Origin of the sequence: Vibrio sp. NH-UV-68, from assembly GCF_042940635.1 — a bacterium.
Classification (GTDB): domain Bacteria; phylum Pseudomonadota; class Gammaproteobacteria; order Enterobacterales; family Vibrionaceae; genus Vibrio; species Vibrio pacinii.
In genome coordinates this window covers 538,396-559,498 of the sequence record NZ_CP134975.1, presented here as the reverse complement: position 1 = coordinate 559,498, position 21,103 = coordinate 538,396, and the positions used below count along the sequence as shown (strand labels likewise).

Annotated in this window: 15 protein-coding genes, 2 tRNA genes, 1 rRNA gene and 1 other annotated feature; of the genes, 9 read left to right on the top strand and 9 right to left on the bottom strand. The window is 45.8% G+C overall.

What is annotated here, in order from left to right:
- Positions 1-210: 210 nt before the first annotated feature.
- From ViNHUV68_RS02655 to rluD, 6 genes are all read right to left on the bottom strand, one after another.
- Positions 211-286, bottom strand: a tRNA-Glu gene (locus ViNHUV68_RS02655).
- 23 nt (positions 287-309) lie between these two features.
- Positions 310-385: transfer RNA gene (locus tag ViNHUV68_RS02650), tRNA-Ala, on the bottom strand.
- A gap of 60 nt (positions 386-445) precedes the next feature.
- Positions 446-1,998, bottom strand: a 16S ribosomal RNA gene (locus ViNHUV68_RS02645).
- A gap of 562 nt (positions 1,999-2,560) precedes the next feature.
- Positions 2,561-5,134, bottom strand: a complete 2,574-nt coding sequence (gene clpB / locus ViNHUV68_RS02640) for an ATP-dependent chaperone ClpB (RefSeq protein WP_038173966.1) — start codon at positions 5,132-5,134, stop codon at positions 2,561-2,563.
- 111 nt (positions 5,135-5,245) lie between these two features.
- Positions 5,246-5,974 (bottom strand): peptidoglycan editing factor PgeF, encoded by a 729-nt coding sequence (gene pgeF, locus ViNHUV68_RS02635; protein ID WP_038173963.1) that lies wholly within the window; start codon positions 5,972-5,974, stop codon positions 5,246-5,248.
- 2 nt (positions 5,975-5,976) lie between these two features.
- Positions 5,977-6,957, bottom strand: a complete 981-nt coding sequence (rluD, locus tag ViNHUV68_RS02630) for a 23S rRNA pseudouridine(1911/1915/1917) synthase RluD (protein ID WP_391089185.1) — start codon at positions 6,955-6,957, stop codon at positions 5,977-5,979.
- Positions 6,958-7,091: 134 nt separating this feature from the next.
- Between rluD and ViNHUV68_RS02625 the strand changes: the two genes are divergently transcribed.
- From ViNHUV68_RS02625 to yjjX, 6 genes are all read left to right on the top strand, one after another.
- Positions 7,092-7,817 carry an outer membrane protein assembly factor BamD gene (locus tag ViNHUV68_RS02625; RefSeq protein WP_038173961.1) on the top strand — a complete coding sequence of 242 codons (726 nt, stop codon included), beginning with the start codon at positions 7,092-7,094 and terminating at the stop codon, positions 7,815-7,817.
- A gap of 570 nt (positions 7,818-8,387) precedes the next feature.
- The gene (gene hpf / locus ViNHUV68_RS02620) at positions 8,388-8,726 is read left to right on the top strand and encodes a ribosome hibernation-promoting factor, HPF/YfiA family (RefSeq protein ID WP_038173959.1); all 339 of its coding nucleotides are present in this window, start codon (positions 8,388-8,390) and stop codon (positions 8,724-8,726) included.
- Positions 8,727-8,837: 111 nt separating this feature from the next.
- Positions 8,838-8,958: a sequence feature (Phe leader region), on the top strand.
- Positions 8,959-8,971: 13 nt separating this feature from the next.
- A complete protein-coding gene (gene pheA, locus ViNHUV68_RS02615; protein ID WP_038173957.1) occupies positions 8,972-10,150 on the top strand; it encodes a prephenate dehydratase in 1,179 nt (392 codons plus the stop codon).
- A gap of 155 nt (positions 10,151-10,305) precedes the next feature.
- Positions 10,306-11,346 (top strand): extracellular solute-binding protein, encoded by a 1,041-nt coding sequence (locus ViNHUV68_RS02610; protein ID WP_391089182.1) that lies wholly within the window; start codon positions 10,306-10,308, stop codon positions 11,344-11,346.
- Positions 11,330-13,666: an EAL domain-containing protein gene (locus tag ViNHUV68_RS02605; RefSeq protein ID WP_391089180.1), complete on the top strand. Its 2,337-nt coding sequence runs from the start codon at positions 11,330-11,332 to the stop codon at positions 13,664-13,666. Before ViNHUV68_RS02610 ends, ViNHUV68_RS02605 begins: the two co-directional genes overlap by 17 nt.
- Positions 13,632-14,171, top strand: a complete 540-nt coding sequence (yjjX, locus tag ViNHUV68_RS02600; RefSeq protein ID WP_391089178.1) for an inosine/xanthosine triphosphatase — start codon at positions 13,632-13,634, stop codon at positions 14,169-14,171. The genes ViNHUV68_RS02605 and yjjX overlap by 35 nt, the downstream gene beginning before the upstream one ends.
- 21 nt (positions 14,172-14,192) lie before the next feature.
- On the opposite strand, the gene trpR is transcribed toward yjjX, so the two are convergent.
- Both trpR and sltY read right to left on the bottom strand, forming a co-directional pair.
- Entirely contained in the window at positions 14,193-14,489 is a 297-nt protein-coding gene (gene trpR, locus ViNHUV68_RS02595) for a trp operon repressor (RefSeq protein WP_038173953.1), read from the bottom strand.
- A gap of 14 nt (positions 14,490-14,503) precedes the next feature.
- Positions 14,504-16,459, bottom strand: a complete 1,956-nt coding sequence (sltY, locus tag ViNHUV68_RS02590) for a murein transglycosylase (protein WP_391089175.1) — start codon at positions 16,457-16,459, stop codon at positions 14,504-14,506.
- A 264-nt stretch (positions 16,460-16,723) separates the two neighbouring features.
- On the opposite strand from sltY, the gene ettA reads away from it, so the two are divergent.
- The 3 genes from ettA to ViNHUV68_RS02575 all read left to right on the top strand — a co-directional run bounded on the left by ettA (position 16,724) and on the right by ViNHUV68_RS02575 (position 19,915).
- A complete protein-coding gene (gene ettA / locus ViNHUV68_RS02585) occupies positions 16,724-18,391 on the top strand; it encodes an energy-dependent translational throttle protein EttA (RefSeq protein WP_391089173.1) in 1,668 nt (555 codons plus the stop codon).
- 164 nt (positions 18,392-18,555) lie between these two features.
- Positions 18,556-18,927 carry a PilZ domain-containing protein gene (locus ViNHUV68_RS02580; RefSeq protein WP_038173948.1) on the top strand — a complete coding sequence of 124 codons (372 nt, stop codon included), beginning with the start codon at positions 18,556-18,558 and terminating at the stop codon, positions 18,925-18,927.
- A 10-nt stretch (positions 18,928-18,937) separates the two neighbouring features.
- Positions 18,938-19,915, top strand: a complete 978-nt coding sequence (locus tag ViNHUV68_RS02575; protein ID WP_391089171.1) for a peptidoglycan DD-metalloendopeptidase family protein — start codon at positions 18,938-18,940, stop codon at positions 19,913-19,915.
- A 52-nt stretch (positions 19,916-19,967) separates the two neighbouring features.
- Here the strand turns inward: ViNHUV68_RS02575 and tyrA are convergent, their stop codons facing one another.
- Complete coding sequence (tyrA, locus tag ViNHUV68_RS02570; RefSeq protein ID WP_391089169.1) at positions 19,968-21,095, bottom strand: bifunctional chorismate mutase/prephenate dehydrogenase; 1,128 nt, start codon at positions 21,093-21,095, stop codon at positions 19,968-19,970.
- Positions 21,096-21,103 lie beyond the last annotated feature (8 nt).

Sequence of the window (21,103 nt, the reverse complement as noted above, 5' to 3'; positions counted from 1 at the left end):
GCGCTGTTTCCAAGAACACTTGAATGTGTGTTGGTACCTAAATCACCTATATTTCAAAATAAGTTAGGATTTGAGAACTTTTATTGAACAACAACTAATCACAGTCGTTGTTCGTCAGCTTTCCAAATTGTTAAAGAGCAATGTACTTCCGAAGAAGTCACCATTTTTAAACACACTGAACTTTCTTAAAAAAGAAAATACGTTTAAAGATGGTATCCCGTAGGGGAGTCGAACCCCTGTTACCGCCGTGAAAGGGCGGTGTCCTAGGCCTCTAGACGAACGGGACACTAGAATTCTTAATAAAAGAATTGGTGGAGCTAATCGGGATCGAACCGATGACCTCTTCGCTGCCAGCGAAGCGCTCTCCCAGCTGAGCTATAGCCCCATTACGCTCTAAATAAGACATATCAATCTGTGTGGACACTCATCGTGAGTAATCATCGTATAAGGAGGTGATCCAGCCCCAGGTTCCCCTAGGGCTACCTTGTTACGACTTCACCCCAGTCATGAACCACAAAGTGGTAAGCGTTCTCCCGAAGGTTAAACTACCTACTTCTTTTGCAGCCCACTCCCATGGTGTGACGGGCGGTGTGTACAAGGCCCGGGAACGTATTCACCGTGGCATTCTGATCCACGATTACTAGCGATTCCGACTTCATGGAGTCGAGTTGCAGACTCCAATCCGGACTACGACGCACTTTTTGGGATTCGCTTAACATCGCTGTCTCGCCGCCCTCTGTATGCGCCATTGTAGCACGTGTGTAGCCCTACTCGTAAGGGCCATGATGACTTGACGTCGTCCCCACCTTCCTCCGGTTTATCACCGGCAGTCTCCCTGGAGTTCCCGACATTACTCGCTGGCAAACAAGGATAAGGGTTGCGCTCGTTGCGGGACTTAACCCAACATTTCACAACACGAGCTGACGACAGCCATGCAGCACCTGTCTTACAGTTCCCGAAGGCACACCTGCGTCTCCGCTGGCTTCTGTAGATGTCAAGAGTAGGTAAGGTTCTTCGCGTTGCATCGAATTAAACCACATGCTCCACCGCTTGTGCGGGCCCCCGTCAATTCATTTGAGTTTTAATCTTGCGACCGTACTCCCCAGGCGGTCTACTTAACGCGTTAGCTCCGAAAGCCACGGCTCAAGGCCACAACCTCCAAGTAGACATCGTTTACGGCGTGGACTACCAGGGTATCTAATCCTGTTTGCTCCCCACGCTTTCGCATCTGAGTGTCAGTATCTGTCCAGGGGGCCGCCTTCGCCACTGGTATTCCTTCAGATCTCTACGCATTTCACCGCTACACCTGAAATTCTACCCCCCTCTACAGTACTCTAGTCCGCCAGTTTCAAATGCTATTCCGAGGTTGAGCCCCGGGCTTTCACATCTGACTTAACGAACCACCTGCATGCGCTTTACGCCCAGTAATTCCGATTAACGCTCGCACCCTCCGTATTACCGCGGCTGCTGGCACGGAGTTAGCCGGTGCTTCTTCTGTCGCTAACGTCAAAGAATACCGCTATTAACGATACCCCCTTCCTCACGACTGAAAGTACTTTACAACCCGAAGGCCTTCTTCATACACGCGGCATGGCTGCATCAGGCTTGCGCCCATTGTGCAATATTCCCCACTGCTGCCTCCCGTAGGAGTCTGGACCGTGTCTCAGTTCCAGTGTGGCTGATCATCCTCTCAGACCAGCTAGGGATCGTCGCCTTGGTGAGCCATTACCTCACCAACTAGCTAATCCCACCTGGGCATATCCTGACGCGAGAGGCCCGAAGGTCCCCCTCTTTGGCCCGTAGGCATCATGCGGTATTAGCCATCGTTTCCAATGGTTATCCCCCACATCAGGGCAATTTCCCAGGCATTACTCACCCGTCCGCCGCTCGACGCCCAACAAATCACCCGAAGGGTCAATGTTGTCGTTTCCGCTCGACTTGCATGTGTTAGGCCTGCCGCCAGCGTTCAATCTGAGCCATGATCAAACTCTTCAATTTAAGTTTTTTCGGCTCAATGAATACTGACTTCAAAACTGCGCTTACTCGAAAGTAAACGGTAATTTTAAAGCTATTATCATTCCAACAGAATGATAATGAATTGACTGTGCTAAATAGCTACAAGTAGCTATTCGTATTGGTCACTCAGTTCATTGAACCCAATGTGTTTCCGAAGAAACTGTTATTGCTTAAGCAATAACGTATTGGATTATCATCAACGAGTGCCCACACAGATTGATAGGTCTATATTTTTAAAGAGCGTTGTTTGAGCCTTGCTCAAAACGGACGGCTATTTTATCGAGATAACATTCAGTGTCAAACACTTTTTTTGCTATTTCTTCGAAAGTTATTGCTTAACTTCACCGTCTTGGTTGTCATTACTTTTCAGCTCGGTTTCCCGTGACAACGGAAGCGGATTATAGGCAGTTCTCGACAAAGCACAATAGTTAAAATAGAAAAAAACGTTCTTTCAAGCTCGTTTGCTCACTAAACCACCAAGCCGTCTAAAAAGAAAACAAAAGGGCTCCTCTCGGAGCCCTTAACTATGGTTTAAAGAACGCTATTATTGGTGCGCTAAGATTTGATCGTTGCTCACCACAAGTTTGACTGGTTTGTCAGGAACAATCGTTCCGGAGAGAATCTCTTTCGCTAGAGGGTTCTCTACACTATTTTGAATTGCTCGTTTTAACGGCCTTGCACCATAGACAGGGTCAAAACCAACTTGAGCAATTAATTCAAGTGCTTTATCTGACACCTCAAGAATGTAGCCTTTTTCTTCCATGCGCTTAGCCAATCGCTGCAACTGAATAGAAGCAATCGACTTAATGTGGTCTTTAGCTAGCGGATGGAATACCACACTCTCATCAACTCGGTTGAGGAACTCTGGACGGAAATGTTGACTCACCACTTCCATCACTTGTTCTTTCATACCGAGATAGTCAACCGTCCCAAAACTTTCCTGGATTCTCGCTGACCCCAAGTTCGATGTCATGATCACCACAGTATTACGAAAGTCTACCGTACGACCTTGACCGTCAGTTAAACGTCCATCATCGAGCACTTGCAGTAAGATATTGAACACATCTGGATGTGCTTTTTCTATCTCATCGAGCAAGATAACTGAATAAGGTTTACGTCTCACCGCTTCGGTCAAGTAACCTCCCTCTTCATAGCCGACGTAACCCGGAGGCGCGCCAACCAATCTAGCCACTGAATGCTTCTCCATAAATTCCGACATATCAATCCGCACCATGGCGTCTTCGCTGTCGAACATGAAATGAGCCAGTGTTTTGCACAGTTCAGTTTTACCGACCCCAGTTGGCCCTAAGAACAAGAAGGAACCAATCGGTTTATTCGGATCGGATAGTCCAGCTCGGCTACGACGAATGGCATTGGACACCACTTCAACAGCTTCAGCTTGTCCAATCACTCGGTTGTGCAGCACATTTTCCATGCCAAGCAGTTTCTCTTTTTCTGCTTCAAGCATTTTCGAGACTGGTATCCCGGTCTGCTTTGATAACACTTCAGCAATTTCGTTATCAGTGACTTTATTGCGCAGCAATGTCATTTCTTGCATCTCTGCTTGTGTTGCCAAGTCCAGTTGCTTCTCGAGTTCAGGGATACGACCGTATTGCAGTTCTGACATTCGGTTCAAATCACCTGCTCGGCGAGCGAACTCCATATCCATCCTCGCCTGTTCGAGTTCAGACTTGATATGCTGAGTACCAGACAATGCTGCTTTCTCGGCATTCCACACCTCTTCAAGTTCCGCAAACTCACGCTCTTTCTCGGCTAGCTCTTGGTTAAGCGTGCTTAAACGCTTTTCACTCGCTTCATCGTGTTCGTTACCTAACGCTTGTTGCTCGATTTTAAGCTGAATGATCTTACGTTCCAGCTTGTCGAGAGACTCAGGCTTCGAATCTATCTGCATGCGAATGCTCGACGCGGCTTCATCGATTAAGTCGATAGCTTTATCGGGCAATTGTCGATCCGAGACATAGCGATGAGATAAGCTCGCCGCAGCGACAATCGCCGGGTCAGTAATTTCAACGTGATGATGAAGTTCGTATCGCTCCTTCAAGCCACGTAAAATTGCCACGGTATCTTCGACTGTAGGCTCATCCACCAGCACTTTTTGGAAACGACGCTCCAATGCCGGATCTTTTTCAATGTATTGGCGGTACTCATCTAAGGTTGTAGCACCAACACAATGTAACTCACCGCGGGCTAATGCAGGTTTAAGCATGTTACCTGCGTCCATTGACCCTTCGCCTTTACCAGCGCCAACCATGGTATGAATCTCATCAATAAAGAGGATAACATTGCCCTCTTCTTTTGATAGTTCATTGAGCACCGACTTTAAGCGCTCTTCAAACTCACCACGGTATTTAGCACCCGCAATCAAGGAGCCCATATCGAGCGACAACACTCGGCGGCCACGCAAACCTTCTGGCACCTCATTGTTAATGATGCGTTGTGCTAAACCTTCTACGATCGCGGTCTTACCCACACCCGGTTCACCAATAATGACTGGGTTGTTTTTAGTCCGGCGTTGCAAAACTTGAATTGTGCGGCGAATTTCATCGTCGCGACCAATAACCGGATCCAACTTACCTTGCTCAGCCCGCTCGGTAAGATCGATAGTAAATTTCTCAAGCGCTTGACGTAACTCTTCCGCATTCGGGTCATTCACCGTCTGACCACCGCGAATTTTGTCAATCGCTCCACTTACTTTGGCTTCCGTTAAACCCAGCTCTTTAAGTAATGCACCGAGAGGCCCCTTGTCTTCTAGGGCCGCTAATAAAAACACTTCAGATGAGATGTAAGCATCTTGGCGCTTTTGAGCTACCTTATCGCATAAATTGAACAAAGTTCCCATTGAGCCAGATAGCTGTACATCCCCACCGATACCACTGACTTTAGGCAATCGGTCAAGCATTTCACTTAGCTTAGAACGTAGATGTGTAACATCGACATCCAGCATAGTTAATAGAGGGCGAACTGGACTACCATTTTGGTCCATGAGCGCCACCATTAGATGCACAGGTTCGATATATTGATGATCGCGTCCCAACGCCAACGACTGAGCGTCGGATATAGCGATTTGAAATTTACTGGTAAATCTATCAAGACGCATATCTACCTTCCTACCTCAACTGAGAAAATGAACTAATCAGTATGAAAGATGGATACGCTGAAGGGGATTTTCAAGGGAAAGATGAAGAATAAAACAATCGAAATGGAGCGACTAGTTGTCTATCCAAATAAAACTAGCTTGTCGGCCAGTGACGCCATCGCGGCGGTAAGAGTAAAAACGTTGTGAGTCTGTGTAGGTACAAAGGTTGCTGAAGTAAACCTGTTCAACTCCTGCACGGTTAAGTCTCTGTTGAACAAGTAGGTTCATGTCGGCTAACCACTTCCCTTGTTTGCTGGTCAAAGTAAAGGCTTTGTAAGCTTCAGGGTGAGCGGATACAAATGCGTCTAGCACATCTTTACCAACTTCAAATGCACTAGGTCCTATCGCAGGCCCAATCCACGCCATGACTTGCCCATCAAACTGTTCAAGTGCATTTTCAATAATACCATTGGCCAATCCACGCCAACCTGCATGCACCGCTGCCACTTGCGTGCCTTGAACATTAGTCAGCAACACAGGTAAGCAATCCGCAGTCATCACCGAACAAACCACACCTGGAATATGGGTAGAGACACCATCAGCATCAAGTACCTGAGTTGTTAGCTCAGATTGTTCAACGACCAACGTAGAATGAGTCTGATTAAGCCAAACAGGGGCCGATGGCATGTCGGACTGTCGGGTCAACCAATCACGATTCTTCTGCACTGTGCTTAAGTCATCCCCAACATGGCTACCTAGGTTAAGCCCTTGATATACACCACGAGAAAAGCCATCGCATCGTGTCGATGCAAACGCTTTGATCGTTTTAGGTGCGGGCCAGTTGGGGATAATCACCTGCATGATTAATATTCGTCTTCCAAGCCGTGCTCTTGCGTGTCTTGACGCAGCGCTTCGGCCATTTCAACCATATCGTCAGGGACTGGCGCGTGAAACTCAACCTCTTCGCCAGTTATCGGATGCTCAAATTTAAGCATCACAGCGTGCAACGCTTGACGATCAAAGCCACGAATTTTCTCTGCCAGCTCTTCGGTTGCGCCACTTGGGATGCGCGCTCGGCCACCGTACGCAGTGTCACCTAGCAGCGGGTGCTGAAGGTAAGACATATGAACACGAATCTGGTGCGTACGCCCCGTTTCTAGACGTAAACGAATACGCGTATGTTCACGGAAATGTTCTGCCACACGGTAGTGGGTAATCGCAGGTTTACCCATTGGGCTGACTGCCATTAGAGTGCGTTTTGTCGAGTGTCGACCAATAGGCTGCTCAATGCGACCACCCGCCGTCATCCGACCGATTGCGATCGCTTCATACTCACGAATAAAGTTACGCTTCTTCTGAAGAGCACGTACTAAACGCGTTTGAGCAGGTACTGTTTTCGCAACAACCATCAAGCCAGTTGTATCTTTATCCAAACGATGCACAATACCAGCACGTGGCACTTCGGCAATGTTTGGGTAATGGTATAGTAATGCATTGAGCACAGTGCCATCTGGCGTGCCGGCACCAGGGTGAACAACAAAACCACGCGGTTTATTGATCACCATAATGTCGTCATCTTCAAACACTATGTTTAATGGAATATTTTGCGCTTCCCAACGCTCTTCATCTTCAAGCTCTGCTTGCAGAATAATTTCCTCACCACCCATAACTCTGGTGCGAGGCTTGGTAACCACTTCGCCGTTTACTCGAACCTTCCCTTCCACTAGCCACTCTTTGAGTCGCGAACGTGAAAAATCGGCAAATAATTCGGCAATAGCCTGGTCTAGGCGCTGGCCTAATTGGCTATCTTTTACTGTATTTGTTAATTCAATCTGCTGAGCCATATCGAACTTTTTTAAAAACCGTGAGACTAATTGTCTCTACTGTGGAAAAATATAATATCGAGCATTGTATCCGTTACTGGATAGAAAGTAACGAGAGCAACAGAAATATTTATCTCAAGGAATCGAACCCTGACATGAAAAAGCACACTTTATCTAGCTTGTTGGCACTATCTGTACTGGTTGGCTGCTCAAGCAGCGAAGAGATTGTTCCAGACGTGCCACCATCTGAGCTTTACTCAGAAGCACAGATTTCGCTTCAAAGTGGTAATTGGCTGACAGCGATCGAGAGATTAGAAGCGCTGGACTCTCGTTATCCATTTGGCGCCTATTCAGAGCAAGTACAACTGGATTTAATCTACGCATACTACAAAAACGACGACTTGGCGCTCGGGCTTGCAACCATTGAACGCTTTACACGCTTGAACCCAACCCACGAAAAGCTCGACTGGGTTCTGTATATGCGCGGGCTCACTCATATGGCACAAGATCGCAACTTTATGCACGATTTATTTAATGTAGATCGTAGTGATCGCGATCCCGAGCCGGTCAAAAGCGCCTTTAGTGACTTTAAAAAGTTGCTAGAACGCTACCCGGCGAGTCCATACGCCCAAGATGCACAAAAACGTATGTTCGCTTTGAAGAATCGTTTAGCTGAATATGACTTAGCTACTGCAGATTTTTATCTGCGTCGCGAAGCTTGGATTGCGGCAATTAAGCGTACTCAAGAGTTGCAAAAAACCTATCCGGATACTGAAGCCGCGCGTAAATCGCTCGAGATTCAACTCCAAGCTTACCAGCAGCTAGGTTTAGAAGATGCCGTAAAACGAACTCAAGAACTGATCGAACTCAACCCTAAGTAACTCATTGTTAAAAGTAAAAAAACGCCTTTTTCTAGAGGCGTTTTTTTATATCTTAACGTTTGATAAAACAACTATTTTGCCACGTCATTTAAAACAAATAGGATAAAGCGATGTATGATGCGGAGCATTTTGCAGCGCACATGTCTTGAATCTTTATCGGTACGTTCGATTATCTATCAAACCATTTATATATTCGACAAAGTAAGGGACGGGTAAACTCTCGTTCTAGTAGTGATCGAACGGCAATAAGTGGTAGGAAAATAAAATAGTGCCGATTGAGATATTCCATTCACATTTTATTGCAGCTTAAAAGCTAAGCAATTGTTTTGTTAGGTCGTAACTAGGCTCTAAAAAACGATTGAATTTTAGTGTGTTACCTCTACCAATCTAATCTGTTTTCAGCATGATACAAGCTTTTTCGTGACTCATTTCACTGACTCTTTGAGTTGGATCACGTTTGAATTTAACTCTCAAACACACCCACAAAATAGTGATTTAGATCACATTATTTTAGCCATGGATAAGTAATCTGAACGTAACCCATGAGGGAGAAAACAGAGGAAATTATCTATGAAAGTAAATATCACAGGCAAAAACATCGACATCACCTCTGCAATTCGCACTCATATAGAGAGCAAGTTTCAAAAACTAGAAAAGTGGCAAGTGGACATTATCGGTTGTCAGGCAAGCTTCAGCGAGGAGCCAAACAAACAGAAGAAATTTGAAGCTGTGATTACTGTGCCAAAAGGACAACTGGTTGCATCTGCGACTCACGAAGATTTATACGCTGCCGTCAACGAGGTAGAACAGAAACTAGAACGTCAGCTAAACAAATTGCGTCATAAGCCTGAATCACGTCGTACTGACAAGCCAGAGCTTGAAGATGAACTGCAAGATGAAGTTGAGTAGTCAATAAGTACTCAGAGTAAAAATAGCGCTGCAAGGCGCTATTTTTTTGCTTGACGCCCCATAGTGGGTTGCTTATTGTGTTTAAGGATTGATAACTAAGTAGATAACTATGCGCACACCTGTCCTGTTCTTTTTCGACTTATTTTTTCTCCACTAAACCGGAGAGGCGCTCTCGTTTTCGAAAGATAAGTCAAAAACGAACAGAAAGCCTCCCTCGGGAGGCTTTTTTTATGAGGAATATTAGGATGACTGACCAAAAATACTCACTTGAACAAATTCGACTTCGGCTAAACGAGCTTGATGACCAATTACTCCAGCTTTTGTCTGAACGTCGTCAAATGAGTATTGAAGTGGCGAAAAGTAAGGTAAAAACCTCTAAGCCAGTACGTGATGCCACGCGTGAGCAGCAACTGTTGGTTAAACTTATCAATAATGGCCACGATAAATACAATTTAGACGCTCAGTACATCACCAAATTATTCCATACCATTATTGAAGACTCTGTTTTACTGCAGCAATCATATTTGCAAAACCTTGCCAACCCAGAACTGAGTCGCAAACCTTTAGCTCGAGTTGCTTTCCTCGGCTCAAAAGGCTCCTACTCACACCTTGCGAGTAGAGAATACTTCAGCCGTAAAAACACTGAGCTGATTGAACTTAACTGCGAACATTTTAAGCAAGTCACCAATACCGTTGAATCTGGCCATGCTGACTATGGTGTATTACCGATTGAAAACACCAGTTCAGGTTCAATCAACGAAGTCTACGATCTACTGCAACACACAACGCTCTATATCGTTGGTGAGTTAACGTTACCAATTGAACACTGCTTAGTCGCCACATCAGAAATTCGTCTCGAGGCGCTCAAAACACTCTATTCTCACCCTCAGCCGCACGCTCAGTGCAGTGAGTTTTTGAGTAAGCTTGATGGGGTTAAGCTTGAATCCTGTCCGAGTACCGCCGATGCCATGCTCAAAGTGAAGCAGATGAATCGAGACGATGTCGCAGCCATTGGTAATGCTTCAAGCGGTAAGTTGTATGGATTGCAGCCAATACAAAGCAACATTGCTAACCAAACCGAAAACCACACACGTTTTATTGTGGTCGCACGTAAACCGGTTGAAGTGTCCGCCCAGATCCCTGCAAAAACAACCTTAATCATGTCGACTTCCCAACAGGCAGGTTCACTGGTGGAAACCTTGCTCGTGTTGCAACGCTACGATATCAACATGACCAAATTGGAATCTCGCCCTATTATGGGCAACCCTTGGGAAGAGATGTTCTACGTTGATTTGGAATCTCACCTCGACTCGCAACAGATGCAACAAGCCCTTGCTGAGTTAACCAAGATCACCAAACACCTGAAAGTACTTGGTTGTTACCCGAGTGAAAATGTGAAGCCGACCCAAGTTAAGTTACAGTAATTAAGTTAACTGGCTCAAATAACCGTCACTAACTAGCTGACACTATTAACTAATATCCATACTATTAAAAGCAATAAGTTGCATATTGGTTTCGGTGTCAGCTCACTCATACTCTGATACGCATTCTACTTCCGATAAGGTATTTGTTAGTCAGTATGAGAGCTTTATTCCTATTTCTTTTGTTTCTCATTCCTTGTGCTGTCCACGCAGACCATCCATCACTTAATGTCTTCATGTGGGAAGATACCCTAGCTCCTGTTGTTCTCCAGCAATGGCAATCAGAGGCTGGAAGTTCAGTGTCTCTCTCCCATTTCGACAATGACGACGAACGTAGCTTATTGATGATGAACAACCCTCAACTGCCCTTCGATGTCGTGGTATTAGACAATGTTTCAGCGCAAATATATGGCCGTTTAGGCGCATTCGAGGATCTTTCCACGCTGAAAGGACGAGAGCACAATGCTCCCATGTGGAATCAAGCCTGTGGTGACTATGCAGTGCCCTATTTTTGGGGTTCAGTCGGCATCGCTTACCGCAAGTTGGCTATCGATACGCCCCCCACCTCATGGCAAGAATTTCTGGATCTTTCCTCTTCAATGAGCGGCCGAATCGGGATGATCAACGACAGTACTGAAACATTTTTACCCGTGTTGTACAGCTTAGGTTTATCGCCCATAACGGATGACCCCAAGCAACTCAAGCATGCCTACCCTAGCCTGATTGAGTTTAACCAGCATGTTCTTAGCTATGATTATGTTTTGAGTTACGTCCGCAGCCAGTCTGATGCATCACAAATGGATATGGCGCTCGCTTACAGCGGCGATCAATATTCACTCAACCGCTTCTACCAGCAAGACCAGTGGGATTTTGTCATTCCTGACGGAGAACTGTTTGTGTGGGTCGACTGTTTAGCCATCAGTCACTATTCACAGCATAAGCCACGGGCAAAAGCATTTCTTGAATTTCTTATGCGCCCGCAAGTTGCTGCAATCAATGCAAAAAATATCAAAGCTGCAACACCTAACTTAAGTGCTATGAAACTATTGCCCGATTGGTATGTGAATGATGCATCATTATTCCCTGAGCCTGAGCGCATAAAAAAAGCTCGTATAGATAGCGAACTCTCGGCAGATAACATCGCCCTGCGAGCGAAAATAATTAATCAACTACTGAAACGTCATGAAGCTAAACACTAGGGTTTTATTACTGGTCGCGCCCGTTGTTTTGCTCAGCGCCATCCTATCTAGCTACAGTATTTATATCAGTCAGAAGGAAGCATTGATCAAGCGCGAGCAAAGTTACCTCCAACTTTCGATGGAAAAGCTGGCGGGTCACTTTCGCCAGTCTGTTGCATTGATTAACAGCTATTCGTTAACCTTGACCAAAAGCGATATCATTCGCCACTACTTTCATCAGCTAGACAACCCATATAGGGAAATGAAGCTGATTGAGGCCTTACAGACCACTATTCGTAGCCTACAGCCCAATCAAAGAGATGACATTAGTATTGCCATTGTCGATGGTGAGCAACACGTTCGCTTCTACTCTGATAATCAAAGCGATCCTTTTTCGACGTTAGACCAAAATGTACTCAACTACATTCAAACCACCTATCAGACAACAGGCGCGACTTCTCATACCGGGTATACCAAAAGCTATCAGGGGCAGAGTATTCTGATTCGCTACGATGTATTAGATAACCATACCTTAGCCTCACCGCTTAGCTACAATCGCGACCAAGTATTCTTTGTTGTGGTTTCACTGTCACTCGAGCAATTCGATCAGATCAAACGTATTCTTGAGTTCGATAATGACAGCAGTATTTTCTTTTCCAAACAGCCAATAATGACCTCCGGACTCGCTCAGTCGGTTGAGCTTCAGCCTGATTTACATGCCGTGCTCGATCCCGCACAATACTTGATCACGCAAAAACTATCGCAAATAGAGCTGCACCTTCTGCTCGCGTTTGGACTCTCATCGTTGGCTACGGTTTTAATTCTTCTTTTCTTGCTTCGCCGTCATGTCATCAAGCCGATCACTCAGCTCGATGGGCAACTGCGCGAAGTTGAATTACGTCAGCGCTCTAATATTGAGCGTCTCGGCAGCAATAATGAAATAGGCCGTCTTTCCGCTCGCTTTTATGATATGTACCAAGAGCTTGACTCTAGCTATCAAAAAACCAAGGCGATGGCAGAAAACGATCATTTGACACAACTTCCCAACCGCTATCAGTTCCAGACCTTTGTTGAACGTAAGCTGATTCAAACCCCTTACGCTTGGATACTCTATATTGATTTGGATAACTTCAAGTACGTTAACGATAAGTACGGCCATCAAATTGGCGATGCTTTACTGGTAAATTTTGCTCGCCATATCACAGCGATTACTCAAAAAATGGCACACACACATTCCATTCAATGCCTCGCGTCACGCCTATCAGGCGATGAGTTTGCCATTTTTGTTGCCGCACAACACAGTAAAACTTATGCCGATGAATTGGCGGATTTAGTCTTGGCGCCAATTCAAAACCATACCGCTGAAGTGATTGGTAATTTTCCGATCACTGCCAGCATCGGTATTGCGACTTACCCATTAGATGGTAGAGATTTAACTAAACTATTATCACGTGCCGATACTGCAATGTATCAAGCTAAGCGAGCTGGAAAAAATCAGGTTGCCCATTACTCAAGTGAGTTAGATGCGATCGTATTTCGCCGCACACAAATTGAACGTGCACTACGTAGCCATGATCTGACCAAACAGTTTACTTTACTTTATCAACCTTATTTTGACGCAAGCGGTCTGCAAGTGGTTGGCGTTGAGGCTCTACTTCGTTGGAATTCACCGGATCTTGGCAAAGTCACTCCCTGTGAGTTCATCCCCATTTCAGAACAAATTGGCCTGTTTGGTACCATTGATCGTTGGGTAATCGAACAAGCCTTTAAAGATTTCGCCGCTGTTCAACGTAATTTTACCACCCCGATTCAGATCTCAATCAATTTGTCTTCGGCCGAGCTTGACTCTGTACAGCTTGCGCGTGATATTCACCAACTGATGACCCAGTACCCGATTAACCCTGAATGGATTGATTTCGAAATCACCGAAACTTTCGCTTCTGACTCGCAAAGTCATCCACTGCTCTATGAGCTATCTAAGATCGGCTTTAATTTAACGATTGATGATTTTGGTTCTGGCTACACCTCAATTACTCAATTGTTTGAATACCCAGTGCAAAAAATCAAATTTGATCGCCAGTTCTTGGAAACCTTACTGCGAACTGGGCACCATCAAGTGGTAAAACCTTTGGTTGATTTATGTCATTCACAATCGATGTTAGTGACCGCAGAAGGCATCGAATCGGAAGAGATGCAACACTGGCTAGCCTCAAACCAATGTGATTACCTGCAAGGGTTCTATCTTTCACCGCCGCTGACGTTAACTGAGTTACAATCAAACATCAGTCAGACAAAAGGAAATCGAAATGTCCATGAAGAAGGTTATTGTCGCTTCGCTTAATCCCGCCAAAATACGCGCAGTACAAAGTGCATTTTCTGCGAGTTTTGCCCAGCAATCGTTTGAATTTATTGGCGTGGATGTCGCCAGTGACGTTGCGGATCAACCTATGGGTAATGAGGAAACTCACTTAGGGGCACTCAATCGGGTTAAAAATGCTAAGGCATTAGAGCCAAACGGCGACTTTTATGTTGGCCTAGAGGCGGGCATTGAAGGTCATATCACCTTTGCTTGGATGGTCATCGAGTCGCACACACATCGGGGTGAATCTCGTTCGGCAAGTCTGATGTTGCCACCAGTGGTGTTAGAAAAGCTCGAGTACGCCAATGAACTCGGCGATGTGATGGACCAAGTATTTGCTACTGAGAATATTAAACAAAAAGGCGGTGCGATCGGTTTGCTTACTCATAACTTACTTACGCGCAGCTCGGTTTACCACCAAGCCCTTATTTTAGCCTTGATTCCTTTCCTCAATCCCGACCACTTTCCAGCCAACCTACCGCAATAAAAAATAGCATGCTCAAGCCGCCTATTTTTTATCCAGTAGTTGAGCAATTTGCTGCTTATCACTGTCGCTTTTTGATTTGAGTTCGTTAGAGCCGCGCGTAATCGTTGCAATCCCGACCCCGAGCATCTGACTGATTTGGCGCTGCGACAAGTCGCCCTTGAGTAGCTCGCGAAAAATATTCACGCGCGCCACCAGAGCATCGCGCTCATCTGGGGTTAATAACATCGTCAACAACATCTCATGCTGCTCTGATTCAGTGCTATGTTTTATCAGATCGAGGATCTGCTGCCACTCTTGATACTCAGGTTGTAAAGACATCTACACATTGCTCGTTAATATTTAGTCTTCAGCTCATGCTGATTCAAAAACGCTCCATCGACGCCTAATACCTCTCGATAGTAGGTTTCAAACATCAAGATATTCTGCACATAACCGCGAGTCTCTTTAAACGGAATCGACTCAATAAATGCATAAGCGTCTAATTTACCTTGGGTTCTTTCTCGCCAAGTTTTTACTCGATTTGGCCCTGCATTATACGCAGCTAAGGCAAAAATTCGATTGTTATCATATTGCTCAAGTAAACCATTGAGGTAATGACTACCGATCTCAATATTTTTTCCTACTTCATATAAGTCATCACTGCTTTGATAACTGAGTTTATATTTACGCGCGGTATATTTGGCGGTTGAGGGCATAATTTGCATAATGCCTCGCGCACCAACGGGTGAGCGGGCCTCAATATCTAGCGCACTTTCTTGACGCGCCAGTGACATCAAGGTGATCGGATCAATGCTGTGTTTATCGGCAAAAAAGTTAAACCACCAACGATGGGCAACTGGGAAGCGAATTTGCAGGTTATCCCACATCCGAGCTTGGATACTGGCGGTCACCGTCAGGTTATGCCATCCCATAAAGGAAGCATAAGCTGCCAACATCTCTTTTTGGTTACCACTGGCGCGCCCAAGTAACCAGCGCCACTCACTTTTCGCGGCAGCAATTTTATCCCGGTCGACCAACTCTTCAATCCGAACTAATTCTTGGTGAAATGACTGTATCTGCGATTTATCTAAACGGATCTCAGTGGTCGGATATTGAATCGAGCGCTTGAGCTCTTTTGCCGCGGCAACACTGTAAAAATTGCGTTGACCGATGATGGCTTCAAGACGTTGCTGGCCAGTAACGCTTTGGCCTAGCTCCATTTCACTGCGGCCAAGCCAATACTGCCAACGTAACTCCTGCTGGTTACTTGGCGGTAATTTAGCTATCCAATCGACGACTTGCTGCCAATCGGCAGATTGAATCGCTAAGCGTACCCGACGCTCAAGCAATGCCGTACTCGCGGTATTGGCTATCTGTTTGTCACGCCAGCGTGCTAATGATTCCGACTCAGTATTGATCAAACGGAAAGAGAGATAATCAGCCAAATTCTGTCTTTGCGACGCCGAAAACTGTTGCGCTTTGACGACGGGTTCCAGTATCTGCTGCGCTTGCTCGACATCTTTACGTGCCAGCTTTTGTAATGCTAACTCGACTTGTTTTTGATTAAACGCGCTCACTGAGTGCTGCTTAGCAAAGGTAGCAACGGCGTCGGGGTTTGCAAACAGTTGCCGCATTTCGCTCGCTTGACGCTTCGCTTGCTCTGTACTGAGCTGCTTTTGCAGATAACGCATCAAGCTGTCGTTACGCGCTTCAAATGCCAAAAGCATGCGATCCAAGACCAGTTGTTCGGTTTTTAATCCTGCCTCACCCCAAGCTGAAAACAGTGGCTCACACGCATCAGCAATACTATGACCAGACAACCACAATTGCTCAGCGCCACGATACGCTAACGCTTTATCACCACGCTGTGAGTGCGCATAATAATAGTGACACTGGTAAGTTTCGCCACGCGGTTCAGTGGTCTGAAATTCTAGTAGCCGTGTCCAATCTTTTTGCTTTGCTAACTCGTCAATGTAAGGGGCACGAATCCGCCCCGAAAAAGGAAAACTGGTATGCTGATCAATAAACTGTTCGACCTGTTGTGGCGTTCGCTCACCGATGTCGACCAAAAAGCTCCGGTAATCGACATAAGGCGTTAACGGGTAATCGGCGATTTCTGACCTTAACGTTTGATACTTTTCGACCTGTTTATCATCCAAAAGCTGTTGTGCTTGGTCGTACAAGTCTCGTTGTTGTTGTATGTCAGCCGCCACGCTCATCGTGGCAAAACTGGCGCTGCAAACCATCGAAGATATAACAAGTAACGATGAAGGAATGCGATGCAGCGACTTGATAGAAGTCAACGTCATATAAGTCTCATCCTGAGATTAGCAATCTTTAATTTAGATTTCCCTATTAATGATCATTGTAAACAGCCGTGTAAAGCAGACAGATGTAAATAATAATAAATTCACATAACTGTGACATCTCGCTAGCTACCACCGCACCTTTGCTCATTTATTCATCATTAACACACACGACAAATGACAGAGTGTGTTTCTCTAGTAACAAACTATGCTCAGTTAGTATAAAATAGCTTGCTACGTGAATTGACAATTTAGGAACGATCGGCGATGGCTGAATACGTATATACCATGTCGCGAGTGAGCAAAATTGTGCCACCAAAGCGACAAATCCTTAAAGACATCTCTCTAAGCTTCTTCCCTGGCGCTAAAATCGGCGTTTTGGGTCTCAACGGTTCAGGTAAATCGACCTTGCTACGCATTATGGCAGGTATTGATACTGACATCGATGGTGAAGCACGTCCACAGCCTGGCCTTAAGGTTGGTTACCTGCCTCAGGAACCAGTGCTTGATGAGTCAAAAACCGTTCGTGAAATCGTTGAAGAAGCGGTATCGGATGTGGCTGGCGCCATGAAACGTCTGGATGAAGTATACGCAGCATACGCAGAACCTGATGCAGATTTCGATGCACTGGCCAAAGAGCAAGGTGAACTCGAAGCCCTGATCCAAGCCAAAGATGGCCACAATCTGGATAACGCTCTAGAGCGTGCCGCCGACGCACTTCGCCTGCCCGAGTGGGATGCCAAGATCGAACATTTATCAGGCGGTGAACGCCGCCGTGTGGCTATCTGTCGTCTTCTGCTTGAACAGCCGGACATGCTACTTCTCGACGAACCAACCAACCACTTGGATGCGGAATCAGTCGCTTGGCTAGAACGCTTCTTGGTTGACTACGCGGGGACAGTGGTTGCGATTACTCACGACCGTTACTTCCTCGACAACGCTGCTGGTTGGATTCTTGAACTTGACCGTGGTGAAGGTATTCCATGGCAAGGAAACTATACTTCTTGGCTTGAGCAAAAAGACGCGCGTCTACAACAAGAATCGTCACAAGAGAAAGCTCGTCAGAAAACCATCGAGAAAGAACTTGAGTGGGTACGTCAAAACCCGAAAGGTCGTCAGGCGAAATCGAAAGCGCGTATGGCACGTTTTGAAGAACTACAAAGCGGCGATCACCAGAAACGTAATGAAACCAATGAACTGTTCATCCCACCTGGTGAACGTCTTGGTGACAAGGTTATTGAAGTTAACAATCTAACCAAATCATTCGATGGTCGTGTTTTGATTGATAACCTATCGTTCAGCATGCCTAAAGGGGCGATCGTCGGTATCATCGGTGCCAACGGCGCGGGTAAATCGACCCTATTTAAGATACTAAGCGGTGCCGAGCAACCTGACTCTGGCACGATTGAGATGGGTGACACGGTTAAACTGGCTTCAGTTGATCAGTTCCGCGACTCTATGGATGACAGTAAAACCGTCTTCAAAGAGATTTCTGAAGGGGCGGATATTATCAAGATCAACAACTTTGAGATCCCTGCTCGCGCTTACTGTTCACGCTTTAACTTTAAGGGTTCAGATCAACAGAAGATCATCGGTGAACTATCTGGTGGTGAACGTAACCGTGTCCACCTTGCTAAGCTACTAAAGGCTGGCGGCAACGTTCTATTGCTCGATGAGCCAACCAACGATCTCGACGTCGAAACGTTACGTGCTCTTGAAGAAGCACTACTCGAGTTTCCTGGCTGTGCCATGGTTATCTCGCACGACCGTTGGTTCCTCGATCGCATCGCGACCCACATCATCGATTACCGCGATGAAGGTCAAGTCAACTTCTACGAAGGCAACTATACTGAGTATATGGATTGGTTGAAGAAAACCCTTGGTCCTGAAGCTGCTGAGCCGCATCGCATCAAATACAAGCGTATTACTAAGTAATATTGCTTGAAATTTGTTCAAAGGCCGCTACCATTAGCGGCCTTTATTATCGAGCTCACACTGCGAATAAGTTTTGCTAGTGGCAAGCGAAGAATGCGAACAACCGCGCATAGTGGCCGCTTTGGTTTTGTTACTCTTATGAGTTGGAATTAAGAGAGAAAGTTATGATCGAACGTCGTCGTTTTTCGCGTATTGTTTATCAAGCAAAAGCAGTACTGACTCAAGACTCAACAGAGGTCAACGCCTTAATCTGTGACCTGTCGCTGCACGGGGTGTTAGCAACCAGTGAGCAATTTGGCCTATTGGACACCGATAAACAAGTCAATGTTACCTTCTCGCTCCCAGACAGTGATATTACCCTCCAACTTGTAGCCAATGTTGTTGGTCTACATAACAATGTGATACGTCTGAGTATTGATCATATTGATATTGAGAGTATTGGTCACCTGAAGCGATTAGTTGAATTGAATGTCGGTGATGATGATCTGTTACACCGAGACATCGAACACTTATCTGACCTTGGTGAGTACACCTAACTAATATTCTATGTCGAACAAAATTACTATTTCTATCCCTGACAAATCAGGGAGACAGACCTTCCACGTATCGAGAAAAGCGCTCATTGTCGCCCTCAGTTTGTTCAGCGTCAGTATCACGTCTGGCGTTGGCTACTTTGGTTATCATTGGCAAAATAAACTTCAAGCACTTGAAGTGCAAAAAGAACAACTAGAGCAACTCTACGCCGAGCAAATTGATACCGCTCATACACTGTCACAAGAACTCGAGCACAAACGCAACCAGATCACCATGCTAGGTAAGCGCGTGTATGATGTTGAATCGGTACTGGGCCTTGCGGACGAAAGTTTGCCTGAAGATTACAGTCTTGAAGATCGCCTAGATGCTGCCGCCGTCGACTCTGCTGTGCGCGCCACCATGTTTCGTATGATACCCAATGATACTCCGCTCAATTACCAGCGTATCTCCTCTTCTTATGGCAGAAGAACAAACCCGATTACTGGTAAGCGTCATACCCATACGGGGATTGATTTGACCTGTAAGCGTGGCGAACAGATTTATGCCCCTGCGGACGGTGTTGTAGAGACAGTGCGCCCGAGTTCAAAAGGGTTTGGCAACTTCCTTACCGTGCGACATTCATTTGGTTTTATGAGCTCTTACGCTCATTTAGCAAAGTTTAAAGTACGCAGTGGTCAATTTGTCAGTAAAGGTGATTTGATCGCCACTTGTGGTAACTCAGGTAACTCGACTGGGCCGCATCTTCATTACGAAATCCGTTTTTTAGGCCGAGCTCTCAATCCGCAATACACTATGGATTGGACACCAGAAAACTTCCACTACCTATTTGAGAAAGAAAAAAAGGTCAAGTGGGCACCTTTGGTAAAATTGATTGATGAGACCGTCAGGTTACAAGTGAACCTTACCAATCACCCATTCCAAGATCATTCCGTCAACACGGTAAAAAATGAAAGTGAATCGCAGCAAAGCGATAGCATCACGGTGCAATAACAAAAAAGAGCGACCTCAGGTCGCTCTTTTTATAACACAACAGCCAGCTCACCTAGCCACGATGAATCGAATCATTGGCCTGTTTAAGTAGCTTCTGACTTTCGTCGAGGAACTGCTGCGAGTAATCGCCAAACCAGTCACTCACTTTGTCAAAGCTGGCAACAAACGCTTGCTTATCTTTGCTATCGAGTATTGCTAGCGCCTCACCAAAACAGCGATGAAAACGCTTAATCATATCAATATTCTCTTGCGACGAGAGGATGATATCACCGTATAAATTAGGGTCTTGTGCAAACAAACGCCCAACCATCGCAAGCTCTAGGCGATAAATTGGCGAGCTCAGTTGTAACAGCTTATCAATGTTAGGATTTTCACGGCTCAAATGAAGACCGTACGCGAAAGAAGTGAAGTGACGTAACGCCTGAATCAAGGTCATACCATGATCATGTTCAGCCGCATCGATCTGACATAAACTCGCGCCCCAAATCGAAAACTGCTTCAATAGCCATTGGTAATGCTCTTCTCCGCGACCATCGCAGTAAACAATCACCTGTTTAGCCAGACTTGGCACATCTGGGCCAAACATCGGGTGTAAGCCAACAACCGGCCCCGAGTGAATGTTCATCATCGTCGCCAGCGGTTTAGACTTTACTGACGTGAGATCACACAAAATACAATCTGGTGGCAAATTGCCAAGTTTTGCGATCACCGCTTCCGTCAAATGAATCGGTACCGTCACTACCACCATACCGGCATTGGCCAGTAATTGGTCTGCGCGATGCCAATCTTGACTACCAAGGATATTAACCTCGTATCCTGACAGGGTGAACATGCGACCAAACAAGCCACCTAGCTGACCATTACCACCGACAATAACCACCGAACGCAATTCGGGATTAAGGCACTTAAAGCCGGAATCTTTTTCACTCGCGTAAGACTCACGCATAGTTCGACGCAGAATGTCTTCAATCAGTTGCGGAGGCACGCCAATTTTTTCCGCCTCATGGCGACGAGAAGCAAGCATTGCGGCTTCGCGATCGGGGGCGTAAATTGGCAAACCATGCTCACTTTTCACCTCACCAACTTGTTCAACTAATGCCAATCTTTGGGCTAACAAACTCAACATCTGTTTGTCTACTGCGTCAATCTGATCACGCAAATGGTTTAATTCTACGGCCATTGATATTC